The sequence below is a fragment of the Geminocystis sp. CENA526 genome, assembly GCF_050753365.1.
In the GTDB taxonomy this organism is placed as follows: Bacteria; Cyanobacteriota; Cyanobacteriia; order Cyanobacteriales; family Cyanobacteriaceae; genus Geminocystis.
Map to the genome: position 1 here is coordinate 1 of NZ_JBLZFY010000005.1, position 16,601 is coordinate 16,601.

13 protein-coding genes are annotated in these 16,601 nt (G+C 34.8%); 8 read left to right on the forward strand and 5 right to left on the reverse strand.

Annotated features, from left to right (window positions below):
- The first annotated feature begins 914 nt into the window (after nucleotides 1–914).
- The gene (ltrA, locus tag ACN4EE_RS02720; protein WP_431704863.1) at nucleotides 915–2,582 is read left to right on the forward strand and encodes a group II intron reverse transcriptase/maturase; all 1,668 of its coding nucleotides are present in this window, start codon (nucleotides 915–917) and stop codon (nucleotides 2,580–2,582) included.
- 116 nt (nucleotides 2,583–2,698) lie between these two features.
- Nucleotides 2,699–3,919, forward strand: coding sequence for an EAL domain-containing protein (locus ACN4EE_RS02725; protein ID WP_431704864.1), 1,221 nt, complete (start codon nucleotides 2,699–2,701; stop codon nucleotides 3,917–3,919).
- A 68-nt stretch (nucleotides 3,920–3,987) separates the two neighbouring features.
- Here ACN4EE_RS02725 and ACN4EE_RS02730 read toward each other — a convergent pair whose 3' ends face one another.
- Nucleotides 3,988–4,899 (reverse strand): branched-chain amino acid transaminase, encoded by a 912-nt coding sequence (locus ACN4EE_RS02730; protein ID WP_431704865.1) that lies wholly within the window; start codon nucleotides 4,897–4,899, stop codon nucleotides 3,988–3,990.
- A gap of 223 nt (nucleotides 4,900–5,122) precedes the next feature.
- Between ACN4EE_RS02730 and ACN4EE_RS02735 the strand changes: the two genes are divergently transcribed.
- The gene (locus ACN4EE_RS02735; protein ID WP_431704866.1) at nucleotides 5,123–6,766 is read left to right on the forward strand and encodes a protein kinase domain-containing protein; all 1,644 of its coding nucleotides are present in this window, start codon (nucleotides 5,123–5,125) and stop codon (nucleotides 6,764–6,766) included.
- A gap of 201 nt (nucleotides 6,767–6,967) precedes the next feature.
- Nucleotides 6,968–8,077 carry a 2OG-Fe(II) oxygenase gene (locus ACN4EE_RS02740; protein WP_431704867.1) on the forward strand — a complete coding sequence of 370 codons (1,110 nt, stop codon included), beginning with the start codon at nucleotides 6,968–6,970 and terminating at the stop codon, nucleotides 8,075–8,077.
- A gap of 375 nt (nucleotides 8,078–8,452) precedes the next feature.
- Here ACN4EE_RS02740 and ACN4EE_RS02745 read toward each other — a convergent pair whose 3' ends face one another.
- The gene (locus ACN4EE_RS02745; RefSeq protein ID WP_431704868.1) at nucleotides 8,453–8,845 is read right to left on the reverse strand and encodes a Fur family transcriptional regulator; all 393 of its coding nucleotides are present in this window, start codon (nucleotides 8,843–8,845) and stop codon (nucleotides 8,453–8,455) included.
- A 153-nt stretch (nucleotides 8,846–8,998) separates the two neighbouring features.
- Here ACN4EE_RS02745 and hemB point away from each other — a divergent pair, with 153 nt between their 5' ends.
- Nucleotides 8,999–9,982 (forward strand): porphobilinogen synthase, encoded by a 984-nt coding sequence (gene hemB, locus ACN4EE_RS02750; RefSeq protein WP_431704869.1) that lies wholly within the window; start codon nucleotides 8,999–9,001, stop codon nucleotides 9,980–9,982.
- Nucleotides 9,983–10,111: 129 nt separating this feature from the next.
- On the opposite strand, the gene ACN4EE_RS02755 is transcribed toward hemB, so the two are convergent.
- On the reverse strand, nucleotides 10,112–10,846 hold the full coding sequence (locus tag ACN4EE_RS02755; RefSeq protein WP_431704870.1) for a hypothetical protein: 735 nt from the start codon (nucleotides 10,844–10,846) through the stop codon (nucleotides 10,112–10,114).
- 153 nt (nucleotides 10,847–10,999) lie between these two features.
- Here ACN4EE_RS02755 and folE point away from each other — a divergent pair, with 153 nt between their 5' ends.
- From folE to ACN4EE_RS02770, 3 genes are all read left to right on the forward strand, one after another.
- On the forward strand, nucleotides 11,000–11,653 hold the full coding sequence (folE, locus tag ACN4EE_RS02760) for a GTP cyclohydrolase I FolE (RefSeq protein WP_431704871.1): 654 nt from the start codon (nucleotides 11,000–11,002) through the stop codon (nucleotides 11,651–11,653).
- A 125-nt stretch (nucleotides 11,654–11,778) separates the two neighbouring features.
- A complete protein-coding gene (locus ACN4EE_RS02765) occupies nucleotides 11,779–12,795 on the forward strand; it encodes a CobW family GTP-binding protein (protein ID WP_431704872.1) in 1,017 nt (338 codons plus the stop codon).
- A 38-nt stretch (nucleotides 12,796–12,833) separates the two neighbouring features.
- Nucleotides 12,834–13,595: a CobW C-terminal domain-containing protein gene (locus ACN4EE_RS02770; protein WP_431704873.1), complete on the forward strand. Its 762-nt coding sequence runs from the start codon at nucleotides 12,834–12,836 to the stop codon at nucleotides 13,593–13,595.
- Here the strand turns inward: ACN4EE_RS02770 and ACN4EE_RS02775 are convergent.
- Together ACN4EE_RS02775 and metE are read right to left on the reverse strand one after the other, a co-directional pair.
- Nucleotides 13,581–14,099, reverse strand: a complete 519-nt coding sequence (locus ACN4EE_RS02775) for a hypothetical protein (protein ID WP_431704874.1) — start codon at nucleotides 14,097–14,099, stop codon at nucleotides 13,581–13,583. The genes ACN4EE_RS02770 and ACN4EE_RS02775 overlap by 15 nt on opposite strands.
- Nucleotides 14,100–14,111: 12 nt before the next feature.
- Entirely contained in the window at nucleotides 14,112–16,343 is a 2,232-nt protein-coding gene (gene metE, locus ACN4EE_RS02780; RefSeq protein WP_431704875.1) for a 5-methyltetrahydropteroyltriglutamate--homocysteine S-methyltransferase, read from the reverse strand.
- Between the last annotated feature and the right edge of the window lie 258 nt (nucleotides 16,344–16,601).

Here is a 16,601-nt window from a genome sequence, read left to right on the forward strand (position 1 = left end):
TTCTAACACACCTTTTTGTTTTTGTGTATTTTCTTGTATAAGATATTAACTTTTTATGCTTTAGTCATTAACAGTTCGATTGATACTGAATTTATTCCTCTAACTTATGCTATCTTTAAGTATAACGTTGCTAACAATAAGCAACAGGGGTTAGGAACTAGCCTCTCCAAACGTGGATGTCTAAGCTCTACTTCTACGAATCGTAAGCATACGGGATCAATGAAGCAACTTGGGCAGATGAAGCGTCAGAAATCCCAACTCAAAGAGGGCGTGGTGTTAGAAACCCCGTTCTCCTACGAGGCGGGGTAGTTCAGTGCGACCTGTACTGGTCAATTGGTACGGGACACCGTGTCCTCTGGTGATTTCTACCACCAGCCCTCATGTAAAACACTCATAAGAGTGCGGTCACAACCGAGTAGGTAACGAAATAGTTGGAATGCAGACCACAAATGTAGCCGTAACTGCTAGGGATTAAGCGGTAAGGAGCTAGAGGGAAGATGTAGAAGGGTGAACATAGTCTAAGATGGCGAATAAACTGCGACATCCCGCAATAAGCCAAATTATCCCTGACAGGCTTAAACCAAAATGGTAAGAAGGTAGCTAATATGTTTGAACTTCATATTAGCGTAGAAATACAAACCCTTCCGCAGAAAAGTCATCCACCCTAACTATATTGTTAAAACCAATTGATACAACAGGGTAAACCCTACAGAGTCTCAGTAATGAGTAGGTCTGAGGTAACAAAGACGGAACTCTCTGGAGGGTAGAAGATGGAGGAAAAAGCGAATGCTCAACTGTAATAGTCGAGATAAGGGTTCAAAATTTGCCCTTGAGCGAAAGCAATAGCAGACTTCCTCTGGGTCTTATACGGACAGAAACGAAAACAAAGATTCTAAATTGGAGTTAAAAGTTAGATGTCAAAAGTAATTTTGATAAATGGAGACACAAGACAACTAGAGGACTGGAGTCAGGTCAACTGGCAAAAAGCCTATAAAGTTGTTAAGAATTTGCGTTGCCGAATCTTCCGTGCTAGAAAACTTGGTCAGTGGAAGCAGTTGAGAAGATTGCAGAAACTGTTAATAAGAAGCCTATCAAACCTATTGCTAAGTGTTAGACAAATTACTCAAATCAATGACGGAAAGCAAACAGCAGGGATAGACAAGGAGGTGATAAACACCCCTGCACAGCGAGTAAAACTTGTCAAGGAATGGGAAATGCCAAAAGCAGTACCTACAAAACGGGTATATATACCGAAATCCAATGGCAAGAAACGTCCTCTCGGCATCCCAACCGTGAGAGATAGAGTTGCACAAGCAATAGTTAAAAATTCACTAGAACCTGAATGGGAAGCCGTATTTGAACCAAATTCCTTCGGCTTTAGATGCGGAAGAAGTTGTCATGATGCCATCGACCAATGTTTCATCCGTCTTAAAGGAGACACAAGAACAGGTGGAAATCGCACCTATGACAAATGGGTTTTAGACGCTGACATTAAGGGCTTCTTTGATAACATTGCCCATGAATCTATCCTGAACATGATAAAAAGTCACCCTAAAAGAGAACTTATCAAAGGATGGTTAAAAGCTGGATTTATCGATAGCGGTATCCACAACCCTACCGAAACAGGCACTCCTCAAGGTGGTGTTATAAGTCCATTGTTAGCAAACATTGGATTGCACGGGTTAGAAAAGTATATAAAGCAATGTAACCCAAAGCTAGGCATCATAAGATATGCAGATGATTTTGTAGTCACAGCAAAAGATAAAGAATCTTTGGAAAAAGTGCTTATCCAGATAAAGCAATGGTTATCCGAAAGAGGACTAGAAATCAGTACTGAGAAGACTCGGATAGTTCATATAGATGAAGGATTCGACTTTTTAGGGTTTAACCTTCGCCATTATAACGGCAAACTATTAATCAAACCTCAAAAAGAAAAAGTCCTAGCCTTCTGTAAAAAGATAAGAATAACCTTATCCAATATGAAAGCTCGGACACAAGAAGATGTCATCAAAAAATTAAATCCACTTCTCAGAGGTTTTGCTAACTATTACAAAGGGGTAGTAAGTAAAGAAACCTTCTCATACATCGAAAATCGAGTATGGCATTACCTTTGGTGTTGGGCTACTCGTAGGCATCCCAATAAATCAAAAACATGGGTTTCCAAACGTTATTTTAACAGTTTCAAAGGAAGAAATGGAGTCTTTATGTGTAATGGTTCTGGCAGGAAAGGAAAAGAGGTAACTCATATCCTATACAATATAAAAACAACACCAATAACCAGACACATTAAAGTAAAAGGTAATGCCAGTCCAGATGATTCCTCACTTCGTGAATATTGGAATAACCGTAAAATTAAACAGGGCAAAAACTACTGGGCAAAAGGTAGCAAATACTACCTAGTAGCCAACAATCAAAACTGGAAATGTCCTATATGCGGAGAAAATTTATTCAACGGAGAACAAATAGAAACCCATCATATTGTACCCGTCAAGGATGGTGGTGAAGATTCCACTGATAATCTTGTACATTTACACAAGGCTTGTCATAAACAGGTACATTCTAAATCCAAGTTGAAGGCTTGAAGTAAGGCTTGAGCCGTGTGATTAGTAATAGTCACGCACGGTTCTTAGGGGAGGGGAGAAGGGCGACCTTCAAACCTTACCCGATTAGTGCAGAACTCCTATTGTTGTTAATAATCATGATGAATCAAGAATATGACATAGAAAATCAATTTCTGAATCGAACTTTAACAACTGGAGAGTGTATTTTTCAGGAAGGAGACAAGGGAGATTTTGCTTATATCATTGAACAAGGAGAAGTGGAAATCTCGACGGTAACGCCCGAAAATGAACGTATTATTTTAAATACACTCATGCCTGGGGATATGTTTGGAGAATTGGCTTTAGTAGATGGTAGTCCTCGATCGGCTTCCGCTTATGCTAAAACTAATGTGGTGTTAACTGTCGTTACAGGAGAACAAGTTAAGAGTAGAATTGAATCTGCTGATCCTATTTTAAAGTTATTATTAATGGTAGTAATGAACTATTTTAGATCGGAAACAGGACGACTTCGATCGAAATCAGAATTTGATATATCATCCCTAGATAACACAAAAAAAGAGTATCAAGAAAAGATTTTTCAGGCAATAGAATTAATCAGATTAGAAAGTGATTTAAGAAATGGTTTTAAACAAAATCAATTAGTTCCATATTATCAACCTATTGTGGATTTAAACACTAATTTAATTGTCGGTTTTGAGGTATTATTAAGATGGTTTTCTCCCACTAGAGGGAATGTTTCCCCCGGCATATTTATTCCGTTAGCGGAGTCAACTTCCTTAATTATTCCTATGGGAGAATGGTTATTGGATAAAGCCTTGAGTTCGATCGAATTGATCAAAAAAGAGACAAATTTAGATATATTTTTAAGTATAAATATTGCCGAAAAACAGATTCAAAATCAAGATTTTTTACAGGTTTTTAAACAAAAAGTAAATGAATCTTCTGTTAAGCCCCAACAAATCAAATTAGAGATATTAGAAAGAAGTTTATTTGAGGGAGAAAAAGCCTTAACTTTAGTACAAGATTGTCGTCAATTTGGCTTTCCTTTAGTGATAGATGATTTTGGCACGGGTTACGCTAATTTAGCCTATTTAAAAAACTTTCAATTCGATACATTAAAAATAGATCAATGTTTTGTAAAAGACTTAGAAAATAATGTCAAAGATAAAATTATTTGTAAAACATTAATTCATTTGTCTCATGGTTTAAATATGACTGCCGTAGCTGAAGGCATTGAAAATCAAGAACAATGTGAGATATTATCTTCTTTAGGATGTAATTATGGACAAGGATATTTATTTTCACCCCCCGTATCTTTTGAGCGTGCGATCGAATTAATCAAAACTCAGATAGAGTGACATCTTCCCACGCTAAGTTACAGACGTGGGTTTTCAAATATCTTACTTAGACTTTCTAGCTATTGAGATTAAACATCGATAACAGTAATCCAATCTTGATAATTTGCTTCTCTATTTTCCGTAATAGCAGTTAATTTTTCCTTAATTTTTAAGGTGATATTTTTCTGTTGAGGAAGGTGATAATTTTCTACTCTTTTGACGGGGGTAACTTTTGCCGCAGTGCCACATAAAAACACTTCATCAGCGATAAATAATTCTGTTTTATCTATTTCTCTTTGTTCAATTTCTATACCTAAATCTTTAGCTATAGTTAAGACACTATCCCTAGTAATTCCTTCTAAAATATCTTGATCTAAACTAGGGGTAATTAACTTATTATTTCTTACCATAAAAATATTCATCCCCGTCGCTTCACAGACTTTTCCTTTGGAATTCATCAAAATCGCTTCATCAAAACCACTATCAACGGCTTCGGTTTTAGCTAAAGCGGAAGTAATATAAGCTCCACTAATTTTACCTCTTAAGGGTAAACTACGATCTTCTTGACGATACCATGAACTGATACGGCAACTAATACCATCAGGAGAAAGATAATCCCCCATTTCTAAACCATAGACAAAAAAGTTTTTTTCAATGTTGTGAAGTCTTGGCGCAATACCCAAATCGGAGGTATAAACAAAGGGACGGATATAAAAGGCTTTAGTGGGTTTATTTTTACTAACAAAATCTCTAATTACTTCTTCTATCTTCTCTGCTGACAATTCGTAATGTAAATATTTGGCACTATTACTTAATCTCTGACAATGACGATCTAAGCGAAATAATAACACTTGTTGGGGATTTGCAGGGTTTATTGTACCTCTCAACCCTCCAAACGCTCCTGTACCATAATGTAACGCATGGGTTGCGATCGAAATATTAGCGTCTTTAAAGGGGAGAAATTTGCCTTCAAAATAGGCGATAGGTAAAAAATCTGACATGATTTGTGATTTAACGGTCTTTTGATAGATCATTTTATCATACCATTAAGAATGAAGAATTAAGAATGAAGAAGAATGAAGAAGAATTAAGAATTAAGAATTAAGAATTAAGAATTAAGAATTAAAGGTGTTAATCAATAGCACACCGTGTAATTTATTGCACTTCTAATAGCTACCGTCTGCTAAAGCGATACTATACACTATAAACTATACACTATACACTATGATTTATTGTCTTAATCCTCAGTGTAATCACCTAAATCCAGACACTAACCGCCATTGTCAAAAGTGTAACTCAATTTTACTGATCAACGATCGATATGGGGCAATCAAAGAGATTGGGAAGGGAGGATTCGGAAAAACTTTTTTAGCGGTGGATTATGGTAAAAGAAATTTATCCCGTTGTGTGATTAAACAATTATTACCCTCCTCCATGAATGAAAATCAAAAAAATTGGCAATTATTTGCAGAAGAAGCAAATCGCTTAAAAATGCTTAATTCTTATCAACAAATACCTCAATTAATTGATTTTATTAAACAGAATAATGGTTATTATATTATTCAAGAATTTATTGATGGAGAAAACCTTGCACAAGAGTTGCTTAAAGATGGTATTTTTAATCAAGAAAAAATTGTTAAATTACTCAAAAATATCTTACCTATACTCAAAGAAGTTCATCAACTAAATATTATTCATCGAGATATAAAACCAGAAAATATTATCAGAAAAATTGATAATCAAATTCTTTATTTAGTGGACTTTGGAGCGTCTAAATTATTAGATTCTGAGGATAAATTTAAAACCGCTACGGTTATTGGTAGTGCTGAATATATTGCTCCCGAACAAGCAAGGGGTAAAACAGTTTTTGCTAGTGATTTATATAGTTTAGGAGTAACTTGTATTCATCTATTGACAAATCGATCGAGCTTTGATTTAATCGACTTAAATAATCATTGGATTTGGGAACAATACTTAACACAAAAAATATCTAAAGATTTAAAAAAAATTATCAATAAAATGATTGCTTTTTCTCTGAATACAAGGTATCAAAAAGTAGAAGATATTATTAAAGATTTAGATAATTTAGATAAAAATAAACTTAATTTATCATGGCAAAATTTGACAATTTTTAGTATATTAGGTTCGATCGTAATTCTATTTACTCATAAATTTAATTTATCACCTCCTCAACCCGTCAAAGATACTCCTCCTGATACCCCCATTAATGATTCTATTGTCAATACTCCCATTGATGATTCTTCCCCTAATATAAAACCGAATGAATCGATTAAATCAGTAGAAATACTAGAAAAAGAAGCCATAGAAGGTTTAATGTTATTGACAGATATTCAAGATCAATACTTTAGAAGAAATGGAGAATTTTTAGACAAAAATCCCTATTTACCCTTCGCAAATGGACATATATTTAGAATAGAAAAACTAGACGATCGACATATAGCAATTATAGCCTTAGCTCAAGAAAAAAATTTAAGAAATTTTGTCGTAATGATTTGGGGAGGTAAACCAGATTTACCAGAAAATATTGCAAAAACTAAGCAATATAAAGCAAAAGATAACGATTGGGGAGTATTCGCAACCCCTAGTATGGGTTTAAATAAATCAAATTCTCCTCAAAATGCCATCAGATTTAATTATTGTGAAACCGAAAAACCAGTGTCAAAATTTCCTAACTTTAGCAATATTAAATTAACAGATTCTTTACCGTTATCTTATGAAGAATTGTCTTGTCCTGAAGGATATATTTATTCATTATTATTTCTTGAAATAATGAGTCAAAAAGCGGCGGAAATTCCTCCCTCAATTATTTATGACATAGAAGGAGATAATTTACGCATTAAACAATAAAGCTCAACAAATTTTACACTAATTTTCAGGGAACATCAGATTATAACCTTGATGAGTGTAAATCACATTTTTTGTATATAATGATTCAGGGATTGTTTAGTAATCCTGAAGAATAGCATCAGCAAGACATAAATGAAGGAAAAAATAATTTTCCTATATGATGCGATCGAGATTAATGTTGTCTAGTATTTTGAAATAGTCATGAATAGATTTTTAGTGGGCGATGCCGTGCCTTGGTTTCAATGCAAAAGCTCAACTAATCCTCAGTTTAACTTTCACAGTATAGGAGGACGCTATATTGTTCTCACTTTTTTTGGTTCAGCCGCCAATCCCATCGGATTTCAAATTTTATCCTTTTTGTGTCAACAAATACGCCATAAGTTTAATGATAGCCACTTATGTTTTTTTGGTGTTAGTATTGATCCTCAAGATTTAGAATTAAATCGTGTTCAAGACATGATACCGGGTATTCGCTTTTTTTGGGATTTTGATCTCAAAGTTAGTAATCTCTATGGTGCATTACAATCTAATCAAGATAGTATAATTAGTTATGCCCCTTTTACCTTAGTTCTTGATCCCTCATTACGAGTAATTGCTAACATACCTATTATTGACGCTGATAGTCATAATCGATCGATCGAACAAATTATCAATCAATTACCCTCAATAGATGATTACGCTCAAGTACCCATATCAGCACCCATATTAATAGTACCCCGTGTGTTCGAGCCCCAATTTTGTCGCCAATTAATCAACTTATACAACGAAAATGGTGGCAGTGAGTCGGGCTTTATGAGGGAAAAAGATGGTAAAACCATCGGCATTCAAGATCATAGTTTTAAAAGAAGAAAAGACTATAATATTGAGTCAGAAGATATTAAAACAGGTATCAGACAACGGTTAAGTCGAAGATTAGTCCCAGAAATCGCTAAAGCCTTTCAATTTCAAGTCACCCGTATAGAAAGATATATTGTTGCTTGTTATGATAGTAACTCAGGGGGTTTTTTCCGTCCCCACCGAGACAATACCACCAAAGGCACTGCTCATCGTCGTTTTGCCGTGACTATCAATTTAAACGCCGAAGAATATGAGGGGGGCAATTTAAGATTTCCCGAATTTGGCTCAAAAACCTATCGAGCGCCAACGGGAGGGGCGGTAGTTTTTTCTTGTTCTTTACTCCATGAAGCCACTCCCGTAACTAAAGGATTTCGTTATGCGACTTTACCATTTTTATACGATGATGAAGGGGCAAAAATAAGAGAGGCAAATCAACAATTTTTGGCAAATCAAGTTATTAATCTGAATAATTAGGGAGTATTGCTAATTTTAACTTGATGTCGAAAGGAGGCATTATCGTTGTCTTTTTCCCAATTCGATCGAATCTTAACTAAGGTTTAAAAGGTTTTACCTAATCCTGCCTGTTTACAAATTTGATTAACTGTTATTCGATCGCACCCTTTACACAATATAAATAGGGAGTGCTGAAAAAGTCTTTTGATGGGGATAGGTGTCAGGTTTCAGGTGTCAGGTGTCAGGTTAAATAGGGGTTGCTGAAAAAGTCTGAGGGTTGAATAATACTCAACCTCCACCACCTGAATTCGATATAAAAATAGATGAGGGCTGACTTGGAAGACAGGCAGACAGGAAGATTATATTTCTGATGAATGAATAAAATTATCTCAAAAGTTAGCAGTTTTGGCAATTTTCACATAAACCAAAAAATTCTAAAGTATGATAATAAAGTTTAAATTTATGGTCAGAAAAAATTTTATTAAGACTATGATCTATTAAACAATTTTCTTGAATTAAAATAGTTGATTGTCCACAATTAATACAATTAAGATGATGGGAATGTACTTTATTTATGAGTCTATATAAAGATTCTCCTTGAGGGGTTACTCTCTCTTGTACAATACCTTGAAGATGAAAATATTTTAAAGTCCGATATACTGTTGCTAGTCCTATTTTTAGATGATTTTCTTTTAACCTTATATATAAATTTTGGGCTGTAATTTCCGTATCTAAATTTTCTAATAACTCAATCACTTTTTGTTGATTTTTAGTATATTTAATAGACATAAATTTATTATTTTATCAATAATTAACACTTTAAAAAATAGGATGATTACTACATAATTATAATTTAATAGTCTTCATTTTTTGCAAAATTAAATTTAGACAACCTCATTTTATCTGTTATTATGATAATGATTATCATTATTTTGATTAACGATGAGTTTATTATTATATCGCCCAAGACGTTTAAGACGTACAGAATCCCTTCGATCGATGGTACAAGAGAACCATTTAACCGTCAATGATTTGATTTATCCTATCTTCGTCATGGAAGGAAAAAACATCAAACAAGAAATTCCCTCCATGCCTAACTGTTATCGCTATTCCCTCGACTTATTCTTAAAAGAAGTACAAGAAATTTATGATTTGGGTATCAATTCGATCGCCCTTTTTCCCTTAATAGAACAAGAAAAGAAGGATAATAAAGGAAAAGAGAGCTACAATCCAGAAGGATTAGTACAACGCACTGTAAGAGCGATTAAAGCCGAAATACCGCAAATAACAGTAATCACAGATATTGCCCTTGATCCTTACTCCCCTTACGGTCATGATGGTATTGTTAAAGATGGAGAGATATTGAATGATGAAACCGTAGAAGTCTTGGTAAAAATGGCACTATCCCACGCCGAAGCAGGAGCAGATATAGTCGCCCCTTCCGATATGATGGATGGTAGAATAGGGGCAATTAGACAGGCATTAGACAAAGAGGGATGGATAAATACAGGAATCCTAGCCTATTCAGCAAAATACGCCTCAGCTTATTATGGACCTTTTCGGGATGCTTTAGAATCTGCCCCCCAGTTTGGGGATAAAAAAACCTATCAAATGGATTATGCCAACGGTAAAGAAGCGATTAAAGAAGTAGCCTTAGACATTAAAGAAGGTGCAGACATGGTAATGATTAAACCTGCTTTAGCCTACTTAGATATTATCAGACGGGTACGAGATTATACTAATTTACCCGTAGTTGCCTATAACGTTAGTGGAGAATATGCCATGATAAAAGCAGGTAGTCAAAGAGGATGGATTGATGAAGATAAGGTAGTGTTAGAAACCCTTACCAGTATGAAAAGAGCGGGTGCAGACTTGATTTTAACCTATTTTGCCAAACAAGTAGCCCAACAATTAAGCCAAAATTAATTTATTGTAGGTTGGGTTAAACGAAGTGCAACCCAACATTATCAAAATTTTGTAGCACTATTACTTCCCATTTGATTTATAGTAAGCATCCAGAGGGCTGATAAAGGCTAAAGCCATAACTACAAACCTTTACCAAACTTTCGGTTGAAACTGGTTAGAATTAATAATAGTCATATTTTCTCCTGATGGAATCATCACAAATAAACCTTGAGAATAAGCATAATTAGCAACTTCATCCGTGACTACCATGGCTGCCACAGCACCCAATGCCCTCATATTTTGGTATCGTGGCATTAATCGTTTAAACTTTTCTAACCTTTGTAAATGTTCATCCACATCTCTTTGAGTCAATTTGCTTTTTACTTCTACCAATACCACTTCAGTATTATTTACTAATAATAAATCAATTTCTAAACCGCCTTCTTCTCTTTTTACTGCTACATCGGATTGTAATTCATGGACATCAATACCTCTTTCTTGAAACAAGCGTACAGCAGATGGACGTACTTGCCATTCCACAAACTCCCCTAAACGATTTCCTAACTTTCCAATTTCTTGGCTTACTTGTTTAATTCTGCGATCGGTTTCTTGCATTCTGCGATCGGTTTCTTGCATTCTGCGATCGGTTTCTTGCATTCTGCGATCGGTTTCTTGAGATTGTTGTTTAAGGATACGTTCGGTTTCTTGAGATTGTTGTTTAAGAATACGCTCCGTTTCTTGAGATTGTTGTTTAAGGATACGCTCTGTTTCTTGGAAACGTCTTTCTGTTTCTTGAGATTGTTCTTTGATAACACGCTCCGTTTCTTTTTGGGCGGCTATTAATTCACCTAATAATTGCCAAACTTCTTCTGCTGTATTTACCATATTTTTATTACATGGATTCTTTCTCTACCTAAAATTATACTTAATTTTCCGAAATAGTTCGATCGAGCCTTATAACCGAAAAGAGATACATAACCCCTTGTCAAAATTTATGATAACGATTATCATTTTAATTAGTCTCATCATCAAAAAAATATGACATATACGGAATCTTCTCTCATCAAGTCGGCTAATTCTTTCGTACCTAATCTCATCACGGAATCTCAACCCCCCGTCACCGAAGCGGATATGATTCAAGCCGTTAGAACATTGTTACTAGGTTTAGGGGAAAATCCCGATCGAGAAGGATTAATAGATACCCCTAAAAGGGTAGTAAAAGCCTTAAAGTTTCTCACTTCTGGTTATAATCAATCCCTCGATGAATTGTTAAACGGTGCAGTATTTCACGAAAACGCCAATGAAATGGTATTAGTCAGAGATATTAACTTATTTAGCTCCTGTGAACATCATATACTACCTATTTTAGGTAGGGCGCACGTCGCCTATATTCCTAATGGTAAAGTTATTGGCTTATCAAAAATTGCGCGTATTTGCGAAATGTATGCCAGACGATTGCAAGTGCAAGAGCGTTTAACTGCTCAAATCGCCGATGCTTTACAAGGATTATTGCAACCTCAAGGGGTAGCAGTGGTTATCGAAGCAACTCATATGTGTATGGTAATGAGAGGAGTGCAAAAACCCGGTTCTTGGACTTCGACAAGTGCATTACGAGGGGTATTTAATGATGACGCAAAAACTCGTCAAGAATTTATGAATTTAATTCAACATCGCCCCACTTTTAACAGTTAATGGTGTAGGGTATTGGGATGAGGGGATGAGGGGATGAGGAGAGAAGGGGAAAAAAAATTACTGAGTTTTCTATTTTCCTTTCTTAATTCTTAATTCTTAATTCTTAATTTTTAATTCTTATATTTATGAATAATTTAATTTTACCAAAAAGAGGCTTACCAGTCACTATTATTACTGGTTTTTTAGGTAGTGGCAAAACCACTTTACTTAATCATATTCTTACGAATAATCAAGATTTGAAAGTAGCAATTTTAGTTAATGAATTTGGTGATATTGATATTGATAGTCAGTTATTAATTTCTACTGATGATAATATGTTAAGTCTTAGTAATGGTTGTATTTGTTGCACCATAAATGATGATTTAATGGATACGGTTTTTCAAGTTTTAGAAAGTGATAAAAAAATTGATTATTTAATTGTTGAAACTACGGGAGTAGCTGATCCTTTACCCATAGTTTTAACTTTTTTAAGTCCAGAGTTACGAGATTTAATTCGTCTTGATTCGGTGTTAACTTTAATTGATGCAGAAAATTTTACGGCGGAACATTTTGAGAGTGATGCCGCTTTAAAACAGGTAATTTATGGAGATATTATTTTATTAAATAAGGTTGATTTAGTCACTGAAGATAAGATAAAAGCCTTAGAAAGTGATATTTTTTGTATCAAAAAAGGTGCTAATATTTTACACACTGAATATGGTAAAGTACCCTTACCTTTAATTTTGGATATTGATATAAGTAAACCTACTAATTATCCTTCGGAATCTGTTACTAATTCTCATGATCATAACCATCATCATCACGAACATGATCACCATCATAACCATGATCATCACCATTCTAATCATTTAGAAGTAGATGGTTTTATGTCTATTTCTGTAGAGTTCGATCGAGCCTTTCATGTGGACAAATTTCAGAATTTTATTACTGATAATATCATGAATCAAGTATTTAGAGCAAAAGGAATTTTATGGTTTGCTGAAAGTGGATTAAAACATATTTTTCAACTAAGCGGAAAGCGCTATGATATTGATACAGAAGAATGGCAAAATAACCCTAAAAATCAGTTAGTGATGATAGGAAGAAATCTGGATGAAAATAAATTAAAAGAGAAACTCAAACAATGTTTAATTAATTCGTAATCAGTAATTTTCTAAAATATAATTTTCATAAAAAGAATATGATAACAGCAGTAATGGGTAACTTTGGGGTAGGAAAAACCTATTGGATAAAACAACAAATAAAAGAGAATAATGACGATAGTTATTATTTTAGTCCGCAAACTCAAACTTTTCCTATTGATGGTGCTTTTTTACAAAGTTTTTTCCCTGATTTATCAATTACTGATTTAGAATCTCCCACCGAATTATTAAAGTTAGCCCAAAAAAATGATATTTATGTAGAAATTCCTGAATATCTGGATTTAAAAGCAATTCTTCCTCTTTTATCAGCTTTAAATTGTCAAAAAATTGCCATAGTTAGCAAAGACGAAAATCAACAAAAATGGCAAGGATTAGCAGATAAAATTATTGTTAATCAAGAAGTAATAATTAAGGATAATTTAAACTCTTTTTCTAATTTACAAATACATCGAGCCGGTTTAACCCAAGAAGTGGTAGATTTTGCCAGTTTAGAGACTTTTTGGCAAGAATTAACTCAAGGTGCTTATGGTGATATTCTTCGGGCTAAAGGTATATTTAATATTATGGATGGTCAATGTGTTTATGGTGAATATTTGCACAATGGCTATAATCCCGAATTTTATCCTTTAAATTTATCATTATCTTTAGAAGGCAGACCAACTCATTTTAGCGGTTTAGAAATTATTGGTTGTAATTTAGAAAAACAAGCCATTGCTGACACCTTGGGGGATTTTTGCCTTGAGGATTCTGCGGTTTATTTCTATCAACAACAAGTCAAAGAGTCTTTAGGAGAATTGTAATATCAAAATAGATAATAGCTGAATGTACCTAATTTCCCGATAGAATTTGAGATTAAATAACTTCTGAGTTTTTCTCATGGGAGGAAGGTGGAAATTCAGCCCATTTTCTGCATATTTGCTGATAACATTGAGGGGGAGTAATGGGAAGGTTTTTGAGATAAAAAAAGTAACTTGATTAAACGATTCTAGTAATAAAATAATTTCTGTAGCTGGATTATAGTTATCCACTGCTTCGAGAATGTGGGCACTCATAAAGTGATGTTGTAAAATTACCGTATCGGGAGTGGCTAACCAAGCATTCAAGAAAGGTGTTAACCGATTTCGGGAAACAAAATGAGTTTTAAATGTCTCTCCTGTAATCCCCATAGAAGGAGAATTAGTACTACAAGTAATTACTCCCCTAGAAGCTGTTAAATAACCTGCCCAAGCGTTATAACCGATCGCCACAAGGTTGGTAGCGATCAAGTTTTCTTGCCAGTTCAATAAATTGGGGTTATTGTTCATTGAAAAGAATAGTTATAAACTCTCGGTTTTTTCTCGGATAAGTTTTGTGGCTTCCACCATATTTTTTAAAGCTGGAATGACCTCCTCCCAACGGCGAGTTTTTAAGCCACAATCAGGATTCACCCAAATTTGTTTTAAGGGTAAATTGCTAATACCTTCTTGTAATTGTTGCGCCATTTGCTCGGTAGAAGGTACAACAGGGCTATGAATATCGTAAACGCCATTACCGATTTGATGAGCATAACCTGCCTCTGTCACTTCCTCCAGAGTTCGATTATTACTACGACTATTTTCGATGGAAATAACATCAGCATCGAGTCTTTCAATATCTTTAATAATATCACCAAACTCTGAATAACACATATGAGTATGAATTTGAGTGGCAGGATTGGCGATCGCCGTTGAGAGACGAAAAGCATCCACAGCCCAAGCCAAATAATTACTCCAACGCTCTTGTTTAAGGGGTAATCCTTCCCTGAATGCGGGCTCATCTACTTGAATCACCTTTGCACCAGCTTTTTCTAAATCGGCTACTTCTTCTCTTAATGCTAAAGCAATTTGAAAGGCTTGATCTTGTCGAGAAATATCTGTACGAGGAAATGACCAGTTTAAGATTGTCACAGGACCTGTTAACATACCTTTAACGGGTTTAGTGGTTAAGGATTGCGCTACCTCAAATTCTCTGATAGTCATAGGTTCAGGACGTGCTATGTCCCCAAAAATAATGGGCGGACGAACATAACGACTACCGTAACTTTGTACCCAACCATGTTCAGTAAAGGCAAATCCTGACAATTGTTGACCAAAATATTCTACCATGTCCGTACGTTCAAATTCCCCATGCACTAACACATCAAGACCAATGTCTTCTTGAAGTTTAATACATTCAGCAATATGATGATCGATCGCATCTTCGTATTGTTGCTGTGTCAATTCTCCTCGTTTATATTTTACTCGCAACTGTCTCACTTCAGAAGTTTGGGGGAAAGAGCCGATGGTGGTAGTGGGTAACATCGGTAAAGGTAACTGTTTTTCAAGGCGCTCTAAATAAGATAAAGTGCGATCAAAATCGTTAGTTTTCAAATTGGTGAGCTTATGGGCGACATTTTCAGAATAAGGGCTAAATTCTTTAAATATTTGCCATTGTGCGTCAATTTCATCGTAAAAACTTTGATTATCAGCTTCAGAAAGCATTTTTACCTCCCTTAATTTTTGTTGAGCAAAACTCAACACATTTCTTAAAGGTTCGGCTAAATTAACCTCTTTTTGAGCATCAAGGGGAACAAATTGCAAAGATGCAGAAGGTTGAATACTAATATTAGTCGTAATTTCTTGAATTTGGTGTAAGGTTGAAATCACAGATTGAGGGCGAATTTTCCAGACATTTCGCGCATCGATAATACCAACTCCTAACCGTTTATCTTCAGGAAAACCACCTATTTTCAATAAATCCAGATTATTCCCCCTCGTAAAGTCTAAACTAATAGCCTGTACTGGTAAATTAATTACCCAGCTATAATTTGCACCCAAATCTTCAAAATAAGTAACAAGGTTAATGGGTAAACCAATGTTAGCTAATTCATGATAAGTGGTGAGGATAGCTTCTTTTAATTCTGAGGTTTCCTTAGTAACTAAAATTGGCTCATGAAACTGTACTTCTTCGATACCATATTCTTTGAGTTGAGTTAATAAATCACCATAAAGAGGTAATAACTTCTCCAGATTTTCTTGCAAACTCCCTTCTTTTCTACTCAATTCTAATAAAGTGACAGGGCTTAAAATGACAGGATTTGAGCGTTTACCGAGGATGAGTTGCGATCGCCTTACCTTGGCTAGAAAATCGTCAAAATTAGCTTGGGGTTGGCAATCAGAGCTAATTTCAGGCACTAAATAATGATAATTAGTATCAAACCATTTAGTCATTTCAAGGGCTGGAATACCATCAACACCTCTACCCATAGCAAAATATTGTTTTAAACCCGTCAAAGACTGAAAACGATTAGGAATCAAACCTAAACGCACACACCAATCTAAAACATGATCATAAAACGTCATATCACCTACTGCAATGCGATCGATTCCTGCCTCTAATTGTCTTTGCCAATTGGCAGTTTCTACAGATTCAATGGTGTGAATTAAAGCATCAGCTTCTAATTTTCCAGCCCAAAAACCTTCGAGCGCTTTTTTTACCTCTCGTTTTTGTCCGATACGAGGATAACCTAACGTTCCTGTTGTAATTGTCATCTTGATTAATATTCTAATTATGATAAACTTGAAAAAAAAGTCATGGTAAGATTGACCGCCTTTTATTGTTTAAAGCAGTAGTGTCCGAATAGTTTTAGTTGATAGCAAGTATTACTCCCCTAACAAAAACCTTGATTTGTATAAAATAAGGCTACGAAAAATTATGATCACAACAACTGCTAAAATTTTTGTGATCAGTCATTCAACCAAATTTATATAAATTCCATCAAAGTGAATGAAGACTATATGCCAAGATAG